The organism is Amycolatopsis sp. NPDC058340 (assembly GCF_042723975.1).
GTDB lineage: Bacteria > Actinomycetota > Actinomycetes > Mycobacteriales > Pseudonocardiaceae > Amycolatopsis.
In genome coordinates, this window is sequence record NZ_JBHXIB010000014.1 from 33,774 (window position 1) to 55,340 (window position 21,567).

21 protein-coding genes are annotated in these 21,567 nt (G+C 69.0%); 11 read left to right on the top strand and 10 right to left on the bottom strand.

Annotation, left to right across the window (positions count from 1 at the left end; genetic code table 11):
* Positions 1-43 precede the first annotated feature (43 nt).
* The 7 genes from ACFWIW_RS18430 to ACFWIW_RS18460 form a co-directional block, all read right to left on the bottom strand.
* Positions 44-1,234, bottom strand: a complete 1,191-nt coding sequence (locus ACFWIW_RS18430; RefSeq protein ID WP_378369523.1) for an ATP-grasp domain-containing protein — start codon at positions 1,232-1,234, stop codon at positions 44-46.
* Positions 1,231-2,286: a cysteine synthase family protein gene (locus ACFWIW_RS18435; RefSeq protein WP_378369524.1), complete on the bottom strand. Its 1,056-nt coding sequence runs from the start codon at positions 2,284-2,286 to the stop codon at positions 1,231-1,233. The genes ACFWIW_RS18430 and ACFWIW_RS18435 overlap by 4 nt, the downstream gene beginning before the upstream one ends.
* Positions 2,283-3,266, bottom strand: a complete 984-nt coding sequence (locus tag ACFWIW_RS18440; RefSeq protein WP_378369525.1) for an ABC transporter substrate-binding protein — start codon at positions 3,264-3,266, stop codon at positions 2,283-2,285. Before ACFWIW_RS18440 ends, ACFWIW_RS18435 begins: the two co-directional genes overlap by 4 nt.
* Positions 3,263-4,051, bottom strand: coding sequence for an ABC transporter ATP-binding protein (locus ACFWIW_RS18445; RefSeq protein ID WP_378369526.1), 789 nt, complete (start codon positions 4,049-4,051; stop codon positions 3,263-3,265). The genes ACFWIW_RS18440 and ACFWIW_RS18445 overlap by 4 nt, the downstream gene beginning before the upstream one ends.
* Complete coding sequence (locus ACFWIW_RS18450; protein ID WP_378369527.1) at positions 4,051-5,142, bottom strand: FecCD family ABC transporter permease; 1,092 nt, start codon at positions 5,140-5,142, stop codon at positions 4,051-4,053. The genes ACFWIW_RS18445 and ACFWIW_RS18450 overlap by 1 nt, the downstream gene beginning before the upstream one ends.
* The gene (locus ACFWIW_RS18455) at positions 5,126-5,863 is read right to left on the bottom strand and encodes a class I SAM-dependent methyltransferase (RefSeq protein WP_378369528.1); all 738 of its coding nucleotides are present in this window, start codon (positions 5,861-5,863) and stop codon (positions 5,126-5,128) included. The genes ACFWIW_RS18450 and ACFWIW_RS18455 overlap by 17 nt, the downstream gene beginning before the upstream one ends.
* 140 nt (positions 5,864-6,003) lie before the next feature.
* Complete coding sequence (locus tag ACFWIW_RS18460) at positions 6,004-6,999, bottom strand: helix-turn-helix domain-containing protein (RefSeq protein WP_378369529.1); 996 nt, start codon at positions 6,997-6,999, stop codon at positions 6,004-6,006.
* Positions 7,000-7,573: 574 nt separating this feature from the next.
* Here ACFWIW_RS18460 and ACFWIW_RS18465 point away from each other — a divergent pair.
* The 8 genes from ACFWIW_RS18465 to ACFWIW_RS18500 all read left to right on the top strand — a co-directional run bounded on the left by ACFWIW_RS18465 (position 7,574) and on the right by ACFWIW_RS18500 (position 17,196).
* Complete coding sequence (locus ACFWIW_RS18465; RefSeq protein ID WP_378369530.1) at positions 7,574-9,016, top strand: FAD-binding protein; 1,443 nt, start codon at positions 7,574-7,576, stop codon at positions 9,014-9,016.
* Complete coding sequence (locus ACFWIW_RS18470) at positions 8,994-10,085, top strand: hypothetical protein (RefSeq protein WP_378369531.1); 1,092 nt, start codon at positions 8,994-8,996, stop codon at positions 10,083-10,085. Before ACFWIW_RS18465 ends, ACFWIW_RS18470 begins: the two co-directional genes overlap by 23 nt.
* Positions 10,082-11,272, top strand: a complete 1,191-nt coding sequence (locus ACFWIW_RS18475; protein WP_378369532.1) for a hypothetical protein — start codon at positions 10,082-10,084, stop codon at positions 11,270-11,272. The genes ACFWIW_RS18470 and ACFWIW_RS18475 overlap by 4 nt, the downstream gene beginning before the upstream one ends.
* Before the next feature lie 92 nt (positions 11,273-11,364).
* Positions 11,365-12,714, top strand: coding sequence for a UDP-glucose dehydrogenase family protein (locus ACFWIW_RS18480; RefSeq protein ID WP_378369533.1), 1,350 nt, complete (start codon positions 11,365-11,367; stop codon positions 12,712-12,714).
* Positions 12,715-12,783: 69 nt separating this feature from the next.
* Positions 12,784-14,349, top strand: coding sequence for an MFS transporter (locus ACFWIW_RS18485; protein WP_378369534.1), 1,566 nt, complete (start codon positions 12,784-12,786; stop codon positions 14,347-14,349).
* Positions 14,350-14,380: 31 nt separating this feature from the next.
* On the top strand, positions 14,381-15,373 hold the full coding sequence (locus tag ACFWIW_RS18490) for an isopenicillin N synthase family oxygenase (protein WP_240599956.1): 993 nt from the start codon (positions 14,381-14,383) through the stop codon (positions 15,371-15,373).
* A 206-nt stretch (positions 15,374-15,579) separates the two neighbouring features.
* Positions 15,580-15,975 carry a YciI family protein gene (locus ACFWIW_RS18495; RefSeq protein ID WP_240601343.1) on the top strand — a complete coding sequence of 132 codons (396 nt, stop codon included), beginning with the start codon at positions 15,580-15,582 and terminating at the stop codon, positions 15,973-15,975.
* Entirely contained in the window at positions 15,976-17,196 is a 1,221-nt protein-coding gene (locus tag ACFWIW_RS18500) for an RNA polymerase sigma factor (protein WP_240599955.1), read from the top strand.
* Positions 17,197-17,360: 164 nt separating this feature from the next.
* Here the strand turns inward: ACFWIW_RS18500 and ACFWIW_RS18505 are convergent, their stop codons facing one another.
* Together ACFWIW_RS18505 and ACFWIW_RS18510 are read right to left on the bottom strand one after the other, a co-directional pair.
* Positions 17,361-18,218 carry a DUF11 domain-containing protein gene (locus ACFWIW_RS18505; RefSeq protein WP_378369535.1) on the bottom strand — a complete coding sequence of 286 codons (858 nt, stop codon included), beginning with the start codon at positions 18,216-18,218 and terminating at the stop codon, positions 17,361-17,363.
* Between the two features lie 141 nt (positions 18,219-18,359).
* On the bottom strand, positions 18,360-19,019 hold the full coding sequence (locus tag ACFWIW_RS18510) for a nitroreductase/quinone reductase family protein (protein WP_378369536.1): 660 nt from the start codon (positions 19,017-19,019) through the stop codon (positions 18,360-18,362).
* 109 nt (positions 19,020-19,128) lie between these two features.
* Here ACFWIW_RS18510 and ACFWIW_RS18515 point away from each other — a divergent pair, with 109 nt between their 5' ends.
* Both ACFWIW_RS18515 and ACFWIW_RS18520 read left to right on the top strand, forming a co-directional pair.
* Positions 19,129-19,563 carry a MarR family winged helix-turn-helix transcriptional regulator gene (locus ACFWIW_RS18515; RefSeq protein WP_240601342.1) on the top strand — a complete coding sequence of 145 codons (435 nt, stop codon included), beginning with the start codon at positions 19,129-19,131 and terminating at the stop codon, positions 19,561-19,563.
* Between the two features lie 8 nt (positions 19,564-19,571).
* Positions 19,572-19,898: a YciI family protein gene (locus ACFWIW_RS18520; protein WP_240599952.1), complete on the top strand. Its 327-nt coding sequence runs from the start codon at positions 19,572-19,574 to the stop codon at positions 19,896-19,898.
* Here ACFWIW_RS18520 and ACFWIW_RS18525 read toward each other — a convergent pair.
* Complete coding sequence (locus tag ACFWIW_RS18525) at positions 19,895-20,719, bottom strand: class I SAM-dependent methyltransferase (protein WP_378369537.1); 825 nt, start codon at positions 20,717-20,719, stop codon at positions 19,895-19,897. The two genes, ACFWIW_RS18520 and ACFWIW_RS18525, sit on opposite strands and share 4 nt — an antisense overlap.
* A gap of 143 nt (positions 20,720-20,862) precedes the next feature.
* On the opposite strand from ACFWIW_RS18525, the gene ACFWIW_RS18530 reads away from it, so the two are divergent.
* Entirely contained in the window at positions 20,863-21,516 is a 654-nt protein-coding gene (locus ACFWIW_RS18530; RefSeq protein WP_240599950.1) for an NAD(P)-dependent oxidoreductase, read from the top strand.
* Positions 21,517-21,567 lie beyond the last annotated feature (51 nt).

Below are 21,567 nucleotides of genomic sequence, written 5' to 3' on the forward strand. Positions count from 1 at the left end.
ACTTCCCAAAGCAGAAAGTAGAACTATCCATCTGAGAGGACTCTCAAGAATCGATCTCCGGCGTGATCCCGCCCGCCGCGGCGAGCGCGCGATGCAGCGCGAGCTCCGCCGTCGGTCCTTCGGCGAGGACGATCCCGGTGCACGACCGCTGATCCGCGAGATGCCGGATCTCGTCCCCGGGGCTCGCCGTCGGGTACCACTCCGGCGCGCCTGGCAGCCCTGGCAATCCGTCGAGCCCCGACCAGCCCTTCAGCACGCCTTCCGCGGCCGGATACGCCAGAACGAACCCGATCCCCGGCCCTCCCCCGACCTTTTGGGTGAGCAAGGCGGGCTCCTCGCCCAGCGCCATGGCGATCATCGCGGAATAGACGTTGGTGCCCAACGAGCGGCACAACGCCTCGCCGAGCATCGCCCCGCCGATCCGGATGTTGATCTCGACGACCTCCGGACCTTCCGCGGTGAGCACGAATTCCGTATGCGAGAAGCCCTGTTCGTGTCCGGCGGCCTTGAGCACGCGGCCGATCCAGTCGGCGAGCCCGGCGTACTCGGCCTCGGGGAAGGCCACCGGGAACGCGGCGGCCTCCTCACGCCGCACGGGTTCGGGCGACAGCTGGCGGGAGAGGATTCCGAGCAGCCGGGTCCTTCCCTGCCAGGTGACCGTTTCCGCACTGTAGAGCGGGCCGGCGAAATACGGCTCGGCGATCAGATGCCCTTTGAGCGGCGTGTCCTTCGCCTCCAGCCTCGCCCTGTCGAGTTCGGCCTGATCGCGGGCGAGCCACACCCCACGCGACGACGTTCCCGAAGAGTCCTTGACCACCAAGGGAAATCCGAGCTCTTCGGCGACCATGACGGGGACCGGCCTGCCGCGGGTGAGCCCGTGTTCGTACAGCAGATCGCGCACCGCGCCCTTGTCCCGCAGCACCCGGACGGCGGCCGCGTCCGGACCGGGCAGGCCGAGCCGGGCGGTGAGTTCCGCGCCCGGCAGTGCCCAGGTGTCCGTCGAATTGATGATCCCGGCGAGATCCGGGATGGCGCGCAGCGCGGTTTCGCAGGCCTCGATGTCGGTGGTGTCGATGTCGACGATCTCGACCCTGTCCGGCCCCAGCACGCCGAGCTCGTAGCGGTAGATGTCGCGGTTTCCGGTGAACAGCACCAGTTTCCGCCCGGCCTCCGCCGCCGCGTCCGCCAGCCTGCCCAGGCCGAAGGTGAGCGCTTCCAACAGGACGACGGTCACGACGCCCGCTCCTTCCGGTACAACCGCGGCGAGGGTTTCCCGAACCGGCGGCGCCGCCAGTCCATGGCGGCCCACGGCAGGGCGAGCTCGTCCAGTGATGCGATCTCGCGCGGCGCGAGTCCCGCCGGGTCGGCGGCCTCCCGATGCCGGGAGAAAACCCTTGCCGTGTAGCGATGTCCGGTGTCGGCGCCGATCACCACATGCGTCCGATCCGGATTCCGCGCCGCCTCCCAGCCCGCGACGAGGTACGCGGCGCCGGTGGACAGCCCGGCGAACACGGCGTGCTCGCGCATCAGGCCGACGGTCGCGGCCATGGCGTGCGCGAAGTCCAGCCAGTGGATCCGGTCGTACAGCTCGTGGTCGACGTTGTCGAACGGGATGGCGGAGCCGATGCCCGCGATGATCGCGTCCGGGTCGGTGAAGCGTTCGCTGCCGAAGGTGACACTGCCGAAGGGCTGGACCCCGGTCAGCCGGACATCGGGATCGCGTTCGCGCAGCGAGCGCGCGATCCCGCCGGTCGACGCGCCGGTGCCCACGCTGCCGACGACGGTCAGCGGCCCGGACGGCAGGGCACGGGCGACGAGTTCGGCGACCTCGGCGTATCCAAGGTAGTGCACGGGATCGTGGTACTGGCGCATCCAGTGCATGTCCGGATACCGGTCCAGGAGTTCGCGCACGCGGGCGACCCGGCGCCGCTGGTCGAGACGGAGATCGTCCGACGGCGGCATCTGATCCACCGTCGCGCCCAGGATCTCCAGCTGCGAACGCATCGTGAGGTCGACGGTGGTGGACGCCACGATATGGCAGCGCAGGCCGTAGCGGTGACAGGCCATCGCCAGCGCGAGCGCGTAGATCCCGCTGGAGCTGTCGATCAGCGTCTGTCCTTTTCGGACTGTTCCGTCGGCGAGCAAGGACCGGACCGCGCCGAGCGCGGCGTAGACCTTCAGTGTTTCGAAGCGGATCAGCACGACGTTCGGTTCGAGCCGGATCAGCGACGGCGTCTTGATCGCGTCGGTGACGTGTTCGTGGACCAGCGCGGACATCGCGGTCACCGGCCTATCGAGCGCAGGTACGCGGCCAGCGACTCGGCGCCCGCCGCGTTACGCGGGCCGCTCACGAGATCGCCGTAGGAGATGACGTGGAACCGGTTGTCGCGCACGGCGGGCGTGTTCTTCAGCTGTGGCGAGGATTTCACGAACGCGATCTTGTCCTGCGCGGGCCGGTCGGCGTAATCCACGACGACGATCACCTCGGGTTCGGCCTTCACCACCGCTTCCCAGCCGACACTGCCCCAGCCGTCCTGCAGCTCACGGAAGACGTTCGTCCCGCCCGCGGCCTCGATGATGTCGTTGGGAGCGGCGTGTTTCCCGGCGGTGAAGGGCTGATCGGTGCCGGAATCGTAGACGAACACCTTGGCGGGCGGCGATTTCGGCGCTCCGGCGCGGACCTTGTCGAAGCGCCCCTTGAGTTCCGCGACCAGTTCGTCGGCACGCTGACGGACGCCGAAGATGTCGCCGAGGTTGCGCAGGTCGGTGTAGAGCGCTTCGAGCGGTGTCACGTCCGATTTCGCGGTGGGATACTCCCAGCAGGTCTCGGTGTGCAGGTAGCTGCGGATGCCGACCTGCTCCAGCAGTTTCGGCGTGATCCCGCGTTCCTCGCTGAACCCGGAGTTCCAGCCCGCGATCACCCAATCCGCCTTGGCGTTCACCAGGATCTCGCGGGTGACCCGCGAAGTGCCGAGCCGTTCGACCTTGGCGTAGTCGTCCTTCCACGGTGAGCCGGCGATCGACGGATCACCGAGCGAGTTCATCACGTAGCCGCGCATCCGGCCGGCGAGCCCGAGCGCGAACAGCTTCTCGGCACCGGAAACGTCGTACGCCACCGGACGCTGCGGCGCCGGGAACGTCACCTGCGCGCCGCAGTTCGTCACCGTGGCCTGTGCCGGCGCGGTCGGCCCTGCTTCGACCTGGGCACCGCAGGCGCTCAGGAGCAGTGCCGCGGCGAAGAGCGCGGTCACCCTGGACGGCTTCATCGTGAGATCCCCTCGGTTTCGTCGGCGGGAAGGTCGTACAGCAGTTGGAGCGCACCGGTCACGGGATGGGTCACCGGGGTGACCTCGACACCGAACACGGCGTGGACGGTTTCCGGCGTGAGGACCTCGGCCGGGGTGCCGCAGGCGGCGAGCGATCCGGCGCGCAGCAACGCGATCCGGTGACAGACAGCGGCGGCGAGGTTGAGATCGTGCAGCGCGACGAGCACGGTGAGCCCGCAGTCGCGCAAGAACTTCAGCAGTTCCACCTGGTGGCGGACGTCGAGATGGTTGGTCGGCTCGTCGAGGACCAGCAGCTCCGGTTCCTGCACGAGCGCCCTCGCCACCAGGACGCGCTGCCGTTCGCCGCCCGAAAGCGTCAGCACACTCCGCTGCGCGAGATGGGTGATGTCCATCCGCCGCAACGCTTCCCGGCACAGCGCGCGTTCACGGGCCGAAAGCCGGAGGTTGCCGCGCTGATGCGGCGACCGGCCGAGCGCGACGACCTCCTCGACGGTGAAGTCGAGATCCGCCCGGCTGTCCTGGGTGAGCGCGGCGATCCGGCGGGCGGTGTCGCGCAGGCCCTGCTCCGCGATGTCGGTCCCGTCGAGCAGGACCGCGCCGCCGGACGGGGCCAGCGCGCGGTAGACACAGCGCAACGCGGTCGACTTGCCGCTGCCGTTGGGGCCGAGGAGGCCGACGACCTCGCCCGCGCCGACGTCCAACCGCAGCTCACGGAGCAACGTCGTCCCGGCCACCTCGACGGAAAGTTCGCGCAACGACAGCATCAGCGACCTCCGAACGCGTAGCCGCGCCGCCGCATCACGACGAGGAACACCGGGACGCCGATCAGCGCGGTGATCACGCCGAGCGGCAGTTCCTCCGGGGCGACGAGCGTGCGGGCCAGCAGATCGACCCACACCAGGAAGACCGCGCCCACCAGCGGCGCGAGCGCCAGCACCCGGCGATGCCCCGAACCGGCGATCATCCGCACCACATGCGGCAGGACCAGCCCGACGAACCCGATCGAACCGCTGACCGCCACGAGCAACCCGGTGACGACCGCCGTGAGCAGGAACAGCCAGCGGCGCAAGGCGGCCGCGTCGGTGCCGAGGCTCATCGCGGTCTCGTCGCCCATGGACAGGACGTCGAGCGCGGTGCCGTAGCGCAGCAACACGACGACCGCGACGGCCACCCCGAGCGCGGCCAGCGGCAGTGACGCCCACGTCGCCGAGCCGAGGCTGCCGAGCAGCCAGAACAGCACGGTCTGCGCGGCCTGGCCGTTCGGCGAGAGGTAGACGAGCACGCTCATCACGGCCTGGAACGCGTACGTGAGCGCGACCCCGGTGAGCACGAGACGCAACGGCGTCAGCCCGAATCTGCTGCGGGCGGCCAGATACACGAGCGCCGTCGCGCCGAGCGCGCCGAGGAAGGCGGCCGTCGACAGCGCCAGCACACCCAGCCCGGCGAACAGGCCGAACACCACGACGGCCGCGGCGCCGACCGAGGCGCCCGAGGAGATCCCCAGCACGAACGGATCGGCGAGGGCGTTGCGGACCAGCGCCTGCACGGCCACCCCGACCACCGCGAGCCCGGCGCCGACCACGGCCGCCAGCAGCACCCGCGGCGCACGGACCTGCCAGACGATCGAGTACCCGGTGACCTCGTCGCCGGTGATGGTGCCGCCGGTGATCGCCTTTCCCAGGTAGCGCAGGACATCCGCGAGAGCGACGTTGGACGGGCCGAGCGCGATGCCCGCGATCAGCGAGAGCACGAGCGCCGCCGAAAGCAGGAGCACCGGACCGGTGAGCCGGAGCGGGCGCGCGGTGTCTTCCTCCGGTTCCGCGAAGAGGCGGAGCGGTTCAGGCACGTTCACCACACACGATCAGGCGGCGCGCGTGGTTGTCGTACGGCGAGCCGTCGAAGTCGCCGAAGCATTCGACGCCGATGAAGCCCGCCGTCTCGAACAGCGCCTTCAGTTCCGCGGCGCTGTACAAGAAGGAGAGGATCGACGCGTGCTTCGCCTCGCCGCCGCGAACCAGGGTCCACTCGGTTTCGAGGCGGGTCCAGTCGTCGAGAATGGTGTCGCGCATGAACACCGTCCCGCCTTCGACGTCGACCGCCTTCGGCCGCCCGACCCAGCCGGCCAGCACTTCCTTGCCCAGCACGTCGATCAGCAGCCTGCCGCCGGGCGCGAGGCTGGCGTGGGCGTTTCGCAGCACCGTGAGGTTGTCGCCGGGGTCGGTGAAGTAGCCGAACGACGTGTACATGTTGATGATCAGGTCGTACGCGCCGGGCTCGGTGTATTCGAGCATGTCGGCCTGGATCAGCTTCGCGGCGACTCCCGCGCTTTCGCAGGCTTCGCGGGCGCGTTCGAGCATCGCCGGGCTGAGGTCGACGCCGGTCACGTCGGCGCCCCGCCTGGCCAGCGGCACGACGTGGATCGCCGGGCCGCAGGCCAGATCGAGCACCTTCGCGCCGTCCGCGACTTCGAGCAGCGGTGACGTGGCCGTCAGACGTTCGGCCTCTTCGGCCCGGCTGGGCGGGAACATCACGTCCGCGAAGCCGACCCACAGGTCGTCGTCCTGGTACCAGTGCATCTCTCTCCGCTCGCCGGGCCGCATGATTCAGCCCCACAAGTCGTCGAAAGGCCGTCTTCGGTTCCCGGCGCCGCCAAATCCTCGTGAGTGAGAAGGACGGTTAGAACCGTCCTAACCACTCACGAGACAGCACCAGATGATCACGGAGGCGGGATCAAATCGATGAGAAAGGTCTGGTCCGGCGCCCCCGAACAGCGTTCCCGCACGACCTCGGTACCCGCCACGGTGTCCAGGTCACGCAGGCCGAGGCACTGGCTGGTGCCGACGGGCCGGATGACGAACCGCCCCGGTTCCGCCGGACCGGCCTCGCCGACGGTGAACAACTGGTCCGTACCATCGTCGTCGCAGTCGTCGCGGGGTTCGAGCAGGTCGTGCCCCAGTCCTTCGTTCACGACCGTGAGGCAGCCGACCCCGGTCTCCGGATGGTGCCATTGGATCTGCACGGCGTTCTCTTCCCCGACCGGGTCGAGGAACAGGTGCGGCGACGCGTCACCGCCACAGGTCTGCTGGGCGACGATGGTGCCGGAGTAGAGCCGGGTCCGGTCCGTCCCTTCGGCCAGGCAGAACTCGGGTGAGCGCGCGGGCCGGATCCGCACCCAGCTGCCCACCTCCCGCACGTCCAGCCCGGGTACGACGACCGCGGTGTCCTTGGCCTTGGAGGACGCCCCGAAGGAGCGCGTCAGATAGCCGATCGTCCCGACGAGCACGACACTCATGATCGCGGCCACGATCATCGGCACCCGCCACCGCCGTCGGCGTCGAGGTTCGGGTTCCGGCGGCGCGACTGCTTCCACTTTCGTCTCTTCGGCGGGCCGCGGCGGGGTCCCCATCGCGATCCGCGTCCGGGAATCGAGCCACCGTCGCACCTCGTCGTCGGTCAACCCGCACGCGCGCGTGAACGTCTCGACGAACGATTCGCGGGGCAATGTGGTGCGGCCGAGAGTGGTCGCGACCGTACTCGCCGGAAGTGTTCCCCCGAGCTCTTTAGCCCTTCCGGCCAGCTGCCGATAAGTCAATCCGGACCACGTTCTCAATACACGCAGTGCCGCCGTGAACTCAGCCGGTGAAGCCGTGGAGTCCGGTGGGTGAACCGTCGTCGGCGACTCCCCGTCGCCGTCCCCCTCTTCAACGATCATCGCTCTAGATTGACTGAGGCGATCTGAACCGCGATACCGCCATTCAGCGGCGCCGGAATCTGCTGTTCGGGCCACTCGAACGATTTCGAACAAGGCCGAACTACCCGAAGGTTGCCCCTGTGCTGGTCAGGAAGTCAGGCTGGCCCCAGTCGGCCCCCACGCCGACCACACCTGGGGAGGCCCGGGAATCCCGGGCCGAAGAAAATGAGCAAACCAGAGGAATCCGCACGATCATCGTCAAGGGCGACGGTGAACCCGGCGGAAACGTCTGGTTCATCTTGGAAGGCGTCCACTGAAATCTCTCTTCTGAAGACCGGATGACGTCTGCCGTCGCCCGAACCGGCGTCGGCCACTGATTCCGAAGGATCATCCTCGTGCGCCGCCCTTCTGAGCACACGCGAGGAAAGAAGGCTGCGAATCCAGCAGCGGACCAGCTGTTCACAGGATCGACCTGTATTCGCCCGGTGACCGTGCGTCGACATAAGCATTCGCTCTGTCCTCCGGCGGTATGGCTCGTCTTGTTCGAACTCGGTCGTCCCTCAATGGCGAACACACCGATTGTGGAGCGTTGTCGATGCATAACGGGCGAAATGATGCGGCCGAATGGCAGATAGCCGTCGTCGGCGGGGGTAATGCGGGGCTCTGCGCGGGGATAGCCGCTTTGCAGGCCGGCGCGACCTCCGTCGGCGTCTTCGAAGCCGCGCCGAAAGAACTGCGTGGCGGGAACAGTTCCCTGACCAGGACCATGCGTTTCTCCTGGCACGGAAGCCCCTTCATCGCCTCCCTGTTGCGGCAGGCGGACAAGGACCGGGTCGAAGAGATATTGGACGGCCGCCCCGGCTATACCGACGAGCAGTACCTCGACGACTGGTTGCGGGCGTCCGGCGATCAGGTCGACGTCGCTCTCATCGAGTCGATCATCCGCCGTTCGACGGACACGATCGCCTGGATGCGCGACTTCGGTCAGCGCTGGGCCCCGAGACCGACCCCGCTGCCCGGTGACGTGCCGATCGTCCTCGACGGCGGCGGCCAGAGCCTGCAGGACCGGAACTTCGACCGGTTCGAACGGCTCGGCGGAACGGTCTTCTACGACAGCGCGGTCACCGGCTTCGAGAAGACCGCCGACGGCCGGTACCTGCTCCACGGTTCCGGGCCCGCGTTCCCGGCGATCGCCGACGCGCTGGTGCTGGCGTCGGCGGGCTTCGAGGCGAACGACCGGCTGCGTGAACGTCACCTCGGCGAGGAGTGGCGGGACGTGAAGCTGCGCGGTGTCCCGTTCAACGAAGGCGCTCCCCTGACGGCGGCCGTCGGGCTCGGCGCGGACACGGCCGGCAACTGGGCGAAGTGCCACACCACGCCGCAGGGCATCGAGCTGCCCGATCACATGCTGCCGGGGCAGATGCACAAATCCCACGGTCTCGCCCGGTACGCCTTTCCGCTGGGCGTCGTGGTCAACCGGGAGGGACGCCGGTTCTTCGACGAATCCGGCGGCTACAGCAACCTCACCTACGTCACGCTGGGCCAGAAGATCCAGGAACAGCCGGGGAGGACGGCCTTCCAGATCTTCGACGACAAGGTCGTCTCGGCAGGCGCGCTCCCCAAGGGCTATGTCGGCGACCCCGCGTCGGTGACCGTCTCCTCGATCGAGGAAGGCGCCCGGCGGCTCGGGATCGACGCCGCGAAGCTGACCGCCGAAATCGAGCGGCTGCACGCGGGCCAGGACGAAAAGCGACTCGACACCCCGCCGTACCTGTTCGTCCCGGTGGTCTGCGGGTTGACCTTCACCTACGGCGGGCTGTCCGTCACCCCGGACGCCCAAGTGCGCGGCGGCGGCGAGCCGATCAGCGGCCTCTACGCGGCCGGCGTGATCGTCGGCGGTCTTTACGACCAGGGCTATCCGGGCGGCACCGGGTTGATGGCGGGTGCCGTGCTCGGCCGGGCGGCGGGCACGTCCGCCGCCCGGCACGCCATCCGGTCACGGGGAGGGGAAGCCCGTGTCGGCACCGTCGCTGGCTGAACAGACGATCGTCATCGTCGGGCTCGGCAAGATCGGGTCGCTGTACGCCGCTTGCTACGGCCAGGCGGGGCACCGGATCCGCACGGTGGACATCGGCGAGGGCGCCGACTGGGAGCGGGTCGCCCAGGTACCCGATCCGGCGTCGGTCGACACCTGGGTGGTCGCCACCCCGACGGCGACCCATCTCGCGGTCGTCGACGAGATCCTGCGGCGGCGACCCGATGCCAGTGTCCTGCTGGAGAAACCGGCTTGCTACCCGGAGGACATCGCCGGTCTCAGCCGCACGGTCCGGCGTCATCCCCGGGCCCGGATCATCGTCAACGACGTGTATTGGCACAGCGAAGCCGTGCAACGGTTCGCGGCCTCCGTACGGGAGCTCGGCGAGTCCGATCCGATCGAGAAGATCACCATCGAATTCACCAAGAACCGGGAACTCGACGTCGCGAACGGCAGGTTCGTCGACACCCAGTACGGAGAAGCAGGCTACGAGGGCTTCCACATGTTGAGCATCCTGCGCTCGATCCTGCCCGCCGAGCAGTACCGGACCTACCTGGGCGCGGTGCCCACTTCCGTGACGGCGGAAATGCGAGTGCGGACCACGGTTCCCGGCCTGCCCGACATCGAGCTCTACACGTCGTCGACCGGCGCCATCGCCTTCCCCGAACTGGCCGGATTCGCCTTCCCCGAGAGCGTTTCGCGGGACTTCATCGCCCCTTCGGTCATCCCGTACGGGTCGGAGTTCCGGTACCGCTTCGCGGACGTGGAACTCCGGTCCGGGAACCACGTCACCTTGGTCTTCGAGCCGTTTTTCGGGGTGGACCCCGATCACAAGAACATCCACGCGGTCCACGTCCGGCACCCGGCCCGCCATTTCCGCATCGCCGTCAATCATTTCAAGGAGGCACTTCTGACGCAGCTTGATCTTTTGCGGCACCTCGACGAGGGCACCACGCTGGTCCGCCCCGCGGAGCACCGGTTCCTCGCCGCGCTGGGTTCGGCGATGTTCACCGGCACCTTCCCGCAGACAACGGAAAACGAGAAGTACGCACGAATTGGGAGCGAAGCATGACGCGAAGCATCGAGGATCTTTCGACACTGTTGCGGCCGGCCAAGGACATGCTGCCCGAGGTCTCGGACCGCGACGTGGCGCTGGCCGAGGTCACCGGCCAGGTCAAGAACGACGACGCCGCCCGCGCGTTGTTCGCGAAGGCGTGCCGGTTCGAGGCGCCCTACACGGCGAGCTGGATCCACGGGCCTGGTGACGAATCCCCTTACCTGTCCTTGGAACTGGCCGCGTCCTCGTTGGACGACGACCGCTATCGCGCCCTGCTCGCCGACGTCGTGCTGTCGACGTCGACCTCGATCCCCTTCGATTACCGCGCGCTGGCCGCGGAGAGGCTCGTCCAGGTCGGGGCGGGCGAGTACACCGGTGCCCTCCAGGAGGTCGTCGACGCCTACGAGCCGCTGCCCAAACGCGGCCTGCAGGCGAAGATCGCCGTCCCCACCGACGGTATCGACCATCTCTTCGACATCCCGGAAACGGTGACCGGCAGGCTCAACCTGCTGATCGCGGCCAGCAGGGCGAAGACGCTGGAGAGCAGGCACATGCTCGCCGTGCGCGTCCTCGCGGGCGGCGTCGTGCCGTCGGAGGAGGTCGGCGACGCGGAACGGCTGATCCTCGACGACGTCGGGACCACGATGGTGGCGCCGTCGGACTACCTGGTGCCGTGGGACCAGGAATTCCCCGGCGAGCACGGCTCCGGCCTCACGCTCGCTGAGCTGGTGCGCATCACCCTGATGTGCGGGGAATTCTCGCTTCCGGACACGACCGTCCGGCCGATCCTGGTCGACTTCTACCGCTCGGTGCTGCGCACCTGCGGCCGGTCGATCATCGGGCTCTCGGCCGGTGTGTTCCATGTGGAGCACGGCACGCTCGCCACGCCTTCGTACTACTACCAAGGCCGCGACGCGATCCTCGGCAAGGGCTGCGTGATCGACTGCGTCGGCGGGGCGGTGCTGCAGTCGGGGTCGTTCCTCGGCGGCGGGTACATGCCGATCCTCATCCACACCCACAAGCACATCCGCAAGGGCGGCCAGGCCGCCGCCTCCGAGCGGAAGCAGATCCTTCCCTGTGTCTTCGCGGCGGAAGCGGGCGCCCGGTACCCGATGCACGCGATCGGTCTGTTCGAAACGGTGGACTACCTCGGCAAGGAGACCCCGTACGAGGGGATCCGCGCCATCCCGCACGCCAAGTGACGCACGGCTGAACACGAAATCCGTATCTCGCGATGCCGCCGGGCGGGGCGACTCCGCGCCGCCCGGCGGCATCGAAACTGGAGGGTAAGAGAATGGGTGCAACCATGGGGGCCGAAGTCGCCGTCATCGGCGCGGGCTACGTCGGATTGACGACGGCCGCGTGCCTTTCGTCCTTGGGACACCGCGTCGTCTGCGCGGACGTCGATCAGGAGAAGGTCGACGCGTTGCGGCGCGGTGAGGCGACCATCAGGGAACCGGGGATCTGCGAACTCGTGGTGGACGGGCTGGCTTCCGGGCGGCTGGACTTCGTGCTCGGCGCGAGCGCGGCGGCGGCGAGCGCGGATATCGTGATCCTCTGCGTGCCGACGCCGATGGGCGCGACCGGCGCGGCGGATCTGACCGTGCTGGAATCCGTCGTGACCGAGGTGCGGGATCTGCTGCCGCACGGCTGTGTCGTGGTGAACAAGTCGACGGTTCCCGTCGGCACGGCGGCCCGCGTCGCGGAGCTGATCGACCGGGCCGACGTCGCGGTCGTGTCCAATCCCGAATTCCTGCGCGAGGGATTCGCCGTCCACGACTTCCTGAATCCCGACCGGATCGTGGTGGGCTCGGCCGATCGCGACCCGGTCCCCGCCAGGCGGGTCGCGGCGCTGTACGAGAAGCTCGACACCGCCGTCCTGGTGACCGATTCCGCGAGCGCGGAGTTGATCAAGTACGCGTCCAACTGCTATCTCGCCACCCGTCTGTCCTTTGTGAACACGGTCGCCGAGCTGTGCGAGTACCTCGACGCGAGTATCGACGACGTGACGGCCGGTATGGGATACGACGACCGGATCGGCAAGGCGTTCCTGCGGCCGGGGCCGGGCTGGGGCGGCTCCTGCCTGCCGAAGGACACTTTCGCGTTGCTGCGCACCGCGGAATCGGCAGGCAGCGATTTCGCCCTGCTGCGCGCGGCGATCGACACCAACGTCAAACAGCAGGAACTGGTGGTCGGCAAGGTGCGCAAGGCCGTCGGCGGCGACCTCGCCGGGGTCCGGATCGGCCTGCTCGGCCTGACGTTCAAGGCCGGGACGGACGATCTGCGGGATTCCCCCTCGCTGGCGATCGCGGCCCGGCTGGCCGCCGAAGGCGCGGAACTGTCCGGCTACGACCCCAGCGTCCACGCGCCGGTGCCGGGCGTGACCGACGACGTGCGGATCGCCGGGACCGCCTATCACGCGGCGAAGGGTGCGGCGGCGATCGTGCTGCTGACCGAATGGCCGGAGTTCCGCGCCCTCGACTGGGGGCGGATCGCCGACCGGCTCCACGGCCGGACCGTCATCGACACCCGGAACCTGCTCGACCCGCACACCGTGGCCCGGACGGGACTGGCCTATCAGGGCATCGGTCGTCCGGGCGGTACCGGCGCGCCCGCCGTCGCCATGGTCGCGCACGCGGGGTGACCACCGGGGTGGACGGCGGGTGGTCCCGCTCGTCGTCCCACCCGTCCGGCGTCGGGAACAGGAGGACGGATGCCGAAGCGAACCCGGCCCTGGCCCGCGCTTTTCGCGCTGTGCCTGGGTTTCTTCATGGTCATGCTGGATATCAGCATCGTGAACATCGCGGTGCCGTCGATGGTGCGCGACCTCGGCACCGAGCTGACCGCGGTGATCTGGGTGACCAGCGTGTACCTGCTCGCCTACGCCGTACCGATCCTGCCCGCCAGCAGGCTCGGCGACCGGCTCGGGCCGAAGCGCGTCTTCGTCGCCGGGCTGCTCGTGTTCACCGCGGCGTCGCTGTGGTGCGGGCTTTCCGGCAACGTGGAGACACTGATCGCCGCCCGTGCGGTGCAGGGTCTCGGCGCCGCGTTGATGACCCCGCAGACCACGGCCTTCATCACGCATCTGTTCCCGCCGGACGAACGAGGCCCGGCGATGGGTGCCTGGGGCAGTGTCGCGGGCCTCGCCATGATCGCCGGTCCGGTGCTGGGCGGGCTGCTCGTGGATCAGCTCGGCTGGGAGTGGATCTTCTTCGCGAACGTCCCGGTCGGGCTGATCGCGCTGGTGCTCACCGTCGTGCTCGTCCCCGACTGGCGGCCGGGGAATTCGCATCGCTTCGACGTTCCCGGGATCCTGCTCTTCGGCGCCGGCCTCGTCTGCGTCGTCTTCGGTATCCAAAATGGACAGACGTACGGCTGGGGAACGGCTTTCGACATCATCGGGGCGGGCGTGGTGCTGCTGGGCGGTTTCGTCCTGTGGCAGCGGGTCAACCGCCGCGAACCGCTGCTGCCGTTGCGGATCTTCCGCCATCGCGACTTCTCCCTCGGCGCCGCGTCGGCGGTGACGGTCGGCTTCACGATGACCGGCATGCTCCTGGTGTTCGTCGTCTACATACAGTCGGTACTCGGCCTGTCCCCCACCGACGCCGGTCTGCTCATCGCGCCGCTCGCCGTGGTGTCCGGCGGCGTCGCGCCGTTCGCGGGCAGGCTGTCGGACCGGGTGAACCCCAAGTACCTGCTGATGTCCGGGATGCTCGCCCTGTGCGGCGGGCTCTGCGTCGTCTCGCTGGTGCTCATCCCGGCGAGCTCGCCGCTGGCCCTGCTTCCCGGGCTGCTGCTCTGCGGTCTCGGTGTCGGGTTCACCTTCTCCCCGATGAACAACGTGACCATCAACTCCGTCGAGCGATCGCTGGTCGGCAGCGCGTCGGGCATCTTCAACACCGCGCGCCAGGTCGGCGGCGTGCTCGGCAGCGCGGCCGTCGGAGTCCTGCTGGGGGCGCGGACCAGTGCCTCGATGGCGGACCGGGCGAACGAAGCCGCGGCCGGGCTGCCCGCCGAGCTGCGGCAGCGTTTCCTCGACCAGTTCACGGAAGAGGTCGCGGCAGGCGAGTTCGGGGGCGTCCCCGAGGTCGCCGCGGATCTGCCTGCCCAGGCACGGGAGCTGGTCTCCCAGGTCACCGGTGCCGCGCTCACGGACGCCGTCAAGGCCGCTTTCCTGCTTCCGGCCGGCGCGCTGCTCCTCGGTGTGGTGTGCGCGGTGAGCCTGCGCGGGCCGATCGGGCAGGACAGATCGCCCGATCGGATGACCGCGACCCGGTGATCATCGGCCTCACCCTGGCTACCGTCACGTCATGACACTCGTTCCGACGGTCGATCTGAGCATCTGGGACGGCGGCGACCGCACACGGCTCGCGCGCGCCGTCGACGAGGCGTTGACGCGCGTGGGGTTCCTGCAGATCGTCGGGCACGGCATCCCGCGGGCGACGATCGACGCCATGTGCGAAGCGACCGCGGCCTTCTTCGCGCTCCCTGTCGAGGAGAAGCTCCGTTCCGCGCCCGCCGACCGCGCCTCGGATCGCGGATACGCCGCCGAAGGCACCGAAGGGCTGGCGTACAGCCTCGGGGAGACGACGCCGCCCGACCTGTCGGAATCGTTCGTCATCGGCGCGGAGCACATCGACGGCGAAGACCCGTACGGCTTCTTCGTGCCGAACATCTGGCCCGAGCTGCCGGAGAACCTGCGGCCCGCGCTCACGGCGTACGCCGACGAAGCGCACCGCGTCGCACGAGTGCTGCTGGAGATCTTCGAGAAGGCACTCGGGCTCCCCGACGGCTACCTCGGCGCGTACACCCGGCACCCGACACGCACCTTGCGGGTGAATCACTTCGAACGGCGGGCCGGAGCCCCCGAACCCCTGCCCGGCCAGATGCGGCTCGGCGCGCACACCGACTACGGCATCGTCACCGTGCTCTACGCCGACCCCGTCCCCGGCCTGCAGATCCACGGCCCCGACGGCGGCTGGCACGACGTGATACCCGCCGAAGACGCGCTGGTCGTGAACCTCGGCGACCTCACCGCGCAGTGGACCAACGACCGCTGGCGCTCCACCCTGCACCGGGTCGTGCCGCCGTCCGGGCCGGGGCCGTCACGACGGCGAAGCGTGGCGTTCTTCTTCGACGGCGACCACGACGCGCGGTTCGAATGCCTCCCGACCTGCCGGTCCGCCGAGAACCCGCCGAAATATCCGCCGGTCCTCGGTGGCGCGCACCTGTACGCCAAGATCACCGGCGGGCGGACCCTGGAACCGGCCGACGCGATGAACACCGCGACCGGCCGCGGCTGAGGGAGACTATCCCTGCCGCCGAGGCCGAAGGCTCCTTTCGTCGCATCAGACGCGGCGAAGGGAGCCTTCAGCCCACTACCGGCAGCCGAAACCGGCGCTGAGGGAAAATTCGCGGAGAACGATGTCCGGTCCGGCCCGGCGGCTCCGACGTCCCCGGCAGAAGGCACCGGAGAGGTGCCGGCCGAGAGGAGAAAACCGTGAAGTACATGATCATGATGTTCGGGTCGCAGAAGGACCTCGCCGACATCGGCGGCTCCTGGAGCGCCGACGAGGTCAAGGCCCTGCACGAGTTCATGGCCAAGTGGAACAACGACCTGGTCGAGTCCGGCGAGTTCGTCGACGCGCAGGGTCTCTCCCAGCCGGCGCACGCGCGCCGCGTCTCCCTGCGGGACGGCGCGCCCGTGGTGACGGACGGACCGTACGCCGAGACGCAGGAGGTCCTGGTCGGGTACACGACCGTCGACTGCGCGAGCTACGACCGCGCGACCGAGATCGCCGCCCAGCTGGCGAACACCCCGCATCCGGAAGGCAGCGACCTCGGCCGCGACTGGTACGTCGACATCCGGCCGTGCGCCGACAGCTTCGAAGAACTGGAGCTCTAAGTGCCGGACATCGGCGTCGAGGATCTGCTGCGTGAGCTTTCGCCGCAGGTCCTCGGCGCCGTCGTCCGCCGCTACGGTCATTTCGACCTGGCGGAGGACGCGACGCAGGAGGCACTTCTCGCGGCCGCGACGCAATGGCCGGCCGAAGGGCGGCCCGAGAATCCGCGCGCGTGGCTCATCACCGTCGCTTCACGGCGGCTGACCGATCTGCTCCGCGCCGAGCAGGCACGGCGACGTCGCGAGGACACCGTCGTCCAGTGGAAGCTGCCGGAGGAGCATCTCGCACCCGCGGCGGACCGGACGGCGGCCGACACGGACGACACGCTCATCCTGCTCTTCCTGTGCTGCCACCCGTCTCTCTCGCCCGCGTCGCAGATCGCGCTGACCCTGCGGGCGGTCGGCGGCCTCACCACGGCGGAGATCGCCCGCGCGTTCCTGGTCCCCGAGGCGACGATGACCCGGCGGATCACCCGCGCGAAGGCGGGTGTCAAGGCCAGCGGCGTCCCGTTCGGCCTGCCGCCGGAACCGGGGCGGCTCGACGCGGTGCTCCACGTGCTGTACCTGATCTTCAACGAGGGTTACGCCAGCACGTCCGGGCCCGATCTGGTGCGGAGCGATCTTTCCGCCGAAGCCATCCGGCTGGCCAGGATCGTCCACCGGCTGGCCCCGGACGACGGCGAGGCCACCGGCCTGCTCGCGCTGATGCTGCTCACCGACGCGCGCCGCCCGGCGAGGACGGGGCCGGACGGCGCGCCGATCCCGATGTCCGAACAGGACCGGGGCCGGTGGAACGCCGGATACGTCGCCGAGGGCATCGCGCTGCTGTCCGAAGCGCTGCCGAACGGGCCGACCGGGCCGTTCCAGATCCAGGCGGCGATCGCCGCGCTGCACGACGAGGCGCCGAGCGCCGAGGAGACCGACTGGCCGCAGATCGTGGCACTGTACGAGGTTCTGCTGCGGCTCTCCGACAATCCCGTGGTGGCGCTGAACCACGCGGTCGCCGTCGGAATGGCCCGCGGGCCACGGGAAGGGCTGGCGGCGCTGGACGAACTCGGCGACCGGATCTCCGGCGACCACCGGTTCCACGCCGCTCGCGCCCATCTGCTCGAAATGGCCGGGGACACCGCCGAAGCCGTCGAGTCCTATGTGGACGCCGCACGGCGGGCGCCCGGCCTGCCGCACCAGCGCTACCTCCACGCCCGCGCCGAGCGCCTCCGCTGATCACGCGAGTCCCGTCTCCAATCACGCATGATCGCTCTCCAATCACGCGTGATCGCTCCCCAATCACGCGTGATCGCCGTTCGAGCACGTCGAGCCGGTCCGTGAAGGCCTCCTTGAGAGACCCAGAGTCCCTCAAGGAGGCCTTCACGGACTTGGCCGAGGGGTCAGCAGGTGAGCAGCAGACCGGTGATCGCCGTGCAGGTCGACGACGCGGTGTCGTTGGCCGCGTTCGGGTCGGCCACGGAGCTCTGCGTGATCTTCGCGGTCGTCTTGACCGGCCCGACGCTCAGCAGTCCCGCGGCCACCGTGAACTTCGCCGTCGCACTGGCTCCGGACGCGAGCGACGAGAAGTCGCAATTGACGACCTTCGTGCCGCTCGGGTTCGAGCAGACGGACGAGCCGGTGAAGCGCAGCCCGTTGCCGAGGGTCGACGCCACCCGGATCCCGGACGCCGCGGCCGGGCCCGCGTTCGTGACCTTGACCGTGTAGTCGATCGACGACGTCAGGATCCCGCGCGGGGACGCGGTCAGCGTGACCCCGAGATCCGCCGCGCTCGGCGTGCTGGAGATGGTCAGCACGGGGCCGTCGAGGATCTCGAAACTGTAGTTGTCGCCGACGAACTGGTGCTGCAGCGTGACATCGCCCAGCGGAGCGTCGTCCTTGACCCGCAAGGTGAACACCACGGTCTTGCTCTGCCCGGGGGTCACGGTGCCGACGCCGCCGCGGATGCTGCCGCCGAGCACGTCGCAGGCGAACGCGCCGGGACAGGACACCAGGTCGACGATCCCCGGCAGCGAGGACTCCTTGCCGTAGAGCGTCGCCTTGCCGCCCTCGATCGTCGACGTCGCGTCGGCGTTGTAGACGGTCTGCGTCACGGTGAACGTCTGTCCACGTTGGACGGTTGTCGGCGAGACCTCCACCGCGCTGGTCGGCGGGGCGGCGAGAGCGGAGGTGGGCGCCACGAGCATGATCGTGGCCACCGCGGCCACCAGAGAGAGAAGTGAGGCTCTTCGAAGCTTCATTCGGTTCTCACTATTCCGGTCGGGGGCGTCGCGCCGATCGGTGCAGACAACGATCAGTCGCCAAGGAACGGACATTCGTTACCACCGTGTCCCGCCAAGTGGCCCGTCGGCCTCACCCGCTCGGAGTAACCGGGGCGCGTGTCACCAGGTCGGCTCACCGCGAAGCGCCGGAAGCAGATTCGCCTCCTCGTAGGCGAAATGTTCCTCGAGCCCGGCGGCGACCCGTTCGAATTTCTCGCGCACGGCACCGCGGTCTCCCTCGCTCTGCAGCAAGGTGTCGAGATCGAGCAGCGCGCGGGACACGGTTTCGTGCTCCCGGCGCAGCCGTTCCAACGCCGGCGCGAGCCCGGGATGGGCCTTCTCGATCGCGGTGAACGCGCCGTCCTCGCGGAGATGGTGCATACGCAGGTCGTTGCAGAAGGTCACGCAATGGCCGAGCAGTTCGCGCCGCAGACCCGACCGGTCAGCGACCGGGCCGCCGTCGAGTTCGGCCCGTGCCGCCGCCAGGGTCTTCCTGAGCTCGCCATGGTGGACGAGCAGCTGATCGGCGATCGCGCGGCCACGGGCGGCATCGACTTCCAGCAGGTGCAACGCGAACCCGCGTTCCTCGCCTTCGAGCGGCACGGCACGCGCGGCGTGCGGCACCCCGTCGATCTCGAGTGTCACTTGTGGACTGGCGAGAAGGTCGCGATACCAAGGCGAATCGTCGCCGGGCGCGGACACCAGGTACCGGCTCCCGGAAGGGCGGCACGCGACGCGAGTGGTGCGGGGACGCCCCGTTTCGGCGTCCGCGGTGGTCATCAGCAACGGAACTCCCCAGGTAGCATCAGCGTGAGAGCTATTTGCTTTGCAAACAAAGCCTCTTTGCTTGCAAAGGTATCCAGGAGGGTGGCCGGTGTCAACCGAGGACATGGAAGTCGACGACGCCGTGCGGGCCTTGCTGCTGCTCATGCCGCGGATGGTCGGACGGGCGAAGCGGATCAAGATCCCCGAAGAACTCCAGTCGCTGTCGCTGGCTCCGCGGCACCTGTCGCTGCTGTCGTACCTGCTCTTCGACGGGCCGATGACGGTGAACGAGCTGGCCGAACGGCTCGAGGTCGCCCCGACCACGGTGAGCCTGATGGTCGGCGAACTGAGCAAGAAGGACGTGCTCGACCGGCGCGAGGACGAGACGGACCGCCGCCGGCGGATCGTCGCCATCACCGACCGGATGCGGCCCGCGATCGACGGCTGGCTCGCGCAGGGTGCCCGCGCCTGGCAGAAGGCGCTCGCGCCGCTGAGCCCGGCCGAGCGGCGGACGTTCGTCGACACCCTGCGCGCGTACGAAGACGGACTGACGGACTAGGAGGACCAGTGCGCTACCTGCTCATGCTCGGCGGAACCGTCGGCGACGAAGGGCTCGACACGGACATCACCGAACCCTGCCGCGCCTGGGCCGGGGAGCTGACGCGGCGCGGCCTGCGCGTCGAGGGGATGGGCCTGCACCCGCCCGAGACGGCGACGACCGTCCGTGTCCGGGGTGGCGAGGCGCTGCTCACCGACGGCCCGTTCGCCGAGACGAAGGAACAGATCGGCGGCATCACCATCCTCGAATGCGAGAGCCGCGAGCAAGCCGTCGAGGCGGCGAAGACCCATCCGTGGGCCGCGATCGGCACTATCGAAGTCCGCGAGATGCTTTAGGCGATCCGCACGGTGACCTGGTTGTCGGCATAGGTGTAGGCCACGTATTCGAATTCGACACCGGTGCGTTCGACGTATTCCAGCCACGCCTTGTGCTCGTGCCGCTGCCAGCCGGGGTAATTGAAGAACTCGTCGAAGTGCACGATGCTGCCGGACCGCAGCCGCGGTCCCACCAGGTCGAGCACGGTTTTCGCCGAGCTGTACAGATCACCGTCCACGTGCAGGAAATCGACGACGCCTTCGTGCCGCTCGAGAAAGCCGGGAAGCGTGTCGGCGAAAAGCCCGACGACGAGCTCGGCACCGGGGACGTCCGGCAGGTCGTCGCGCGCGAAGGAACCGGCGGGCATCCCGTTGAGCCAGTTCTCCGGCAGCCCCTGGAACCAGTCGAACCCGTAGGTCTCGACGCCGCCACGGGCCCGGGCGATCACGCGCAGCGTGTTCCCGCTCGCGACGCCGAATTCGAGGGCCATTCCTCCTGACGGGGCAAGGGAAAGCGCGTACGCGAGAGTCTCTTGTGGACGTGCGAAGTGTTTTGTCCCGGTGAGGTGCTCACGGGCGAACCGGTTGCTGTCGCGGGCCGCGTCCTGATCGCCCGCGTAGATGATGTCGCGACGGCTCCGGATTTCGAACTCGACGATCCGATCGAAACAGCGGTCCCCCTGGCGGACGATCTCCGCCCGCAATTCCGCGGCGACCCGTTCCAGTTCCGCCGTATAGGGATCATGGAATCGCCGGGCGAGCCGGTGCAGGCCCCGGCCGAACGTTCCGCGGGCCGAACGGCCCAAGGTCTTCAGGGCTGAATGGGGTACCAGGTGACGCATTCCGGGACGATACACCAGAACCGTTCGGGTGAACGGGACCAGAACATCCCCGGGGCCGGTTTCGTTGCGGTAACCGAGGGGTCCGCTCCTAGCATCGCGTTCGCCGCCGGTACCCGGGTACCGGCACGGAGAAAAGGAGCACGATGAGCAGCATCGTCATCTTCGGGGCGGGCGGACGCGCGGGGCGGCGCGCCGTCGCCGAAGCCGTGAGCCGCGGGCATCTGGTCACCGCCGCCGTCCGGGATCCCAGCCGCCACGCGGATCTCGCCGGGGACAACGTCACCTTGACCGCCGCCGACGTCACCGTCGCGGAAGACGTCGCGAAGGCCGCCGCCGGGCACGACGCCGCGATCAGTTCCATCTACCGCGCGGATCTCCCGTCACGCGAGTACTACCCAGCCGCCGCGCACGCGCTGATCGACGGACTCGGCCGGGCCGGTGTCGCGAGGCTGGTCGTCGTCGGTATCGGGTCGGCGCTGGAGGTCGAGCCGGGCGTCGCCTTGCACGACCGGCCGGGCGTGCCGCCGGAGCACCGCGAGTTCTCGCTCGGGCACACGGCGGAGCTGGAGGTCTTCCGTGCGTCCGGCGACGGGCTCGACTGGGTGGTCGTCGCGCCGCCACCGGTATTCCTCGACGAACACGCCGAGCGCACGGGCGTGTACCGCAGCGGGGACCACCGGGTGCTGCCGCGCGCCGAGGACGCGAAGCCGTTCTCCTACGCGGATCTCGCGGTCGCGCTGGTCGACGAGATCGAGCGGCCGGAGCATTCGAGGGCGATGGTCGCCGTCGACTACTGACCCCCAGCTCAAGCCTCGTGAGTGGCGAGGACGGTTAGAACCGTCCTCGCC